Here is a 2,214-nt window from a genome sequence, read left to right as displayed (position 1 = left end):
GGGCGCGTAAATAGGCATTCAGCGGGGACACACTGAATTCCGGTCGCACCGGTTGTAATCCGGTGCTCAACAGGGTTGACGATAACTGATGCACCCGCTGGTTCAGGTCAGTAACATCGTTGCCACGCACCAGAAAAATAAGCGCACTGCGGTACAGTTTATGCCGCCGTCCCAGCAGTTCTTTCACTGTCTGCACATCCTGCCGGACACGCGCCGATTCGGTATTTTCCCCCACCGCATTTTTTGCCAGCCGGGTAAAATTCTCTTCCAGTGTATCCTGTGCCTGCGCCACAATGGTCAAAGAAACCACGGTGCCTGCCAGCATCATATCCATCAGGGCATTGATATTATCCCCCCGTTTCATTTCGCCCGTCAGCGTGCCCGGTTCTGGCGGGCGGCGCAGGCGTTCAACCGGAACCGCTTTATGCGGCAGGCCATCAAACCACCAGACACCGTTTTCGGGATCAGATACCGGTGGGGTAAACCACAGGCTTTCGGCAAAGTCATTATAAATCGGGAGTTCGAGCTGCATGGGCGTTTCATAACTCACCGTGTGGTAAAAATCGGCTTTTGCCATGCTCCAGTCCGGGGCTGGGTTAAAATGACGTAACAACCAACTGTGGATCTGCTCGCCATTTTGTCGGACAGCCACAATACCCGCCGCCGCCAGTGAGGAAACCAGCCGCTCGCAGACCTGATTAAGTGCCGCCACCGGGGATACGGTTTGATGGTGTGTCTGCGATTTGTGAGCCGGCAGCCAGCGGTAAACCACCATACGCGTCTGGCGCTGCTGCCCCCGCCACGGTTGCCCGGTCATTAAGCTGTCGTAAAATATCCCCTCAGGCTGAGCAATGCTGTTCAGGTGGCGTTCGGACTCGGCCAGAAAGGCCTCCGTAAACGCGGTACCTTGTGCCCACGGTTTTATATAGTTTCGTAACATGTTGAGGTAACTGGCTGGATCATCTTCATCCTGACAAAAAAACTGCACCACCCAGGGTGAGATATCGTCTTCCTCCAGACTGTCCTGGATCGCATCCTCCAGTTGGTCCCGGATTTCAATCAGCCGTTCCACTGGACGCCCTTCGGTGGCAACCGGTTCGATATGGTAGACCGCACCGACGGAAACCCCATCATCCAGCAACAGGCATTGCCCGTCTTCCAGATATTCCACCCAGGGCAGGTAGTCGATGATGGAGGGGCTGGCCCGGTAAATCGCGGCTTCATCCGTTTCCCGCAGTTGGCCGGGGCGATGCAGTGCCTTGGGATTTTTCATTACAGAGCCTCCGTGCGTTCACCCGGCAGGGCGTACTGCACCTGCTGATAAAACGGGAACACCGTACTGTAGCCCGGTATCGGCGTATTGCCTGCCGCCAGATGCGGAAAGATATACATCACCATATCGGGATTGGGGAGACGGGGGAATTGCTGGCTGATTTCCTGCGCAGCCGAACGGCTGTAATGATAATGCTCTTCCAGTGCCCGGCGGCGTTCGGTTCCGGTCAACGTTCTGCGCAATGCGGCTCTGGCCTGCACGGCAGTGTGACCGGCTTTATTGCCCTGCCACATCGCCAGCACCGTCTGCCCGCCGGCAGGCAGCAGCGTATCTTTCGAGGTTGAACAACCGGCCAGCAGCCCAGTCAGACACAGCACGACAACAGTGTTTATTTTTCGCATCGCTGAACCTCCGTAATGCCAATCGCGGTCAAGGTGGCAAACTCAGGATGGACGGCCAGCTCCGATACCGTAAACGGCAGACGCTCCCACTGTTCAGGCTCAGCCCTGGCTTTGCCTGCAATCACCACCTGCCACTGGATTTCTGTCAGACGAAAGACGGTAAAATCACCGTCATTCAGCTGTTGACACGCATTGCCGATGGCAAGACAGAGCCGGGACGCTTTTTGATGGGCAGACCGCCAGTAGAGCTGAACCGGTACAGGTTCAGCGTGTGGGGGGCTGTTGATTTGCAGGCAATAAGGCGGGCTGGCACTGAACAGCCATCGAAAGACATACGTTTCCATTAATCTAAGGCTTCCTGAGTATCATGTTGAACGGGTTCACTCACGTCGTAGCGCACCTTACGGCCTTTCGTTTCGTAATCCATCGCCAGAGATTGTGTGATATGCACCACAACACCGGCACCGGGCGGGACGTAAACCGCATCAAACGTCTGGCTGTAACGCTGTTTGAGCCATGCGGTGATGTCATTCATGCCAC

3 protein-coding genes and 1 pseudogene are annotated in these 2,214 nt (G+C 55.9%); all 4 read right to left on the bottom strand.

From position 1 onward, the window contains the following. Nucleotides 1-1,273: conjugative transfer ATPase (locus ABLA76_RS16020; protein ID WP_348988680.1), on the bottom strand; the 1,273-nt coding region annotated here is incomplete at its 3' end. After that, the gene (locus ABLA76_RS16015; RefSeq protein ID WP_348988679.1) at nt 1,273-1,674 is read right to left on the bottom strand and encodes a TIGR03751 family conjugal transfer lipoprotein; all 402 of its coding nucleotides are present in this window, start codon (nt 1,672-1,674) and stop codon (nt 1,273-1,275) included. The genes ABLA76_RS16020 and ABLA76_RS16015, both read right to left, overlap by 1 nt. Continuing rightward, nucleotides 1,662-2,018: a hypothetical protein gene (locus tag ABLA76_RS16010; RefSeq protein ID WP_348988678.1), complete on the bottom strand. Its 357-nt coding sequence runs from the start codon at nt 2,016-2,018 to the stop codon at nt 1,662-1,664. Before ABLA76_RS16010 ends, ABLA76_RS16015 begins: the two co-directional genes overlap by 13 nt. Next, nucleotides 2,018-2,214: pseudogene (locus ABLA76_RS16005) on the bottom strand (TIGR03752 family integrating conjugative element protein); the annotation flags it as partial. The gene ABLA76_RS16010 and the pseudogene ABLA76_RS16005, both read right to left, overlap by 1 nt.

The organism is Xenorhabdus sp. SGI240 (assembly GCF_040081915.1).
In the GTDB taxonomy this organism is placed as follows: domain Bacteria; phylum Pseudomonadota; class Gammaproteobacteria; order Enterobacterales; family Enterobacteriaceae; genus Xenorhabdus; species Xenorhabdus bakwenae.
This window is presented reverse-complemented; position numbering and strand designations above follow the sequence as displayed.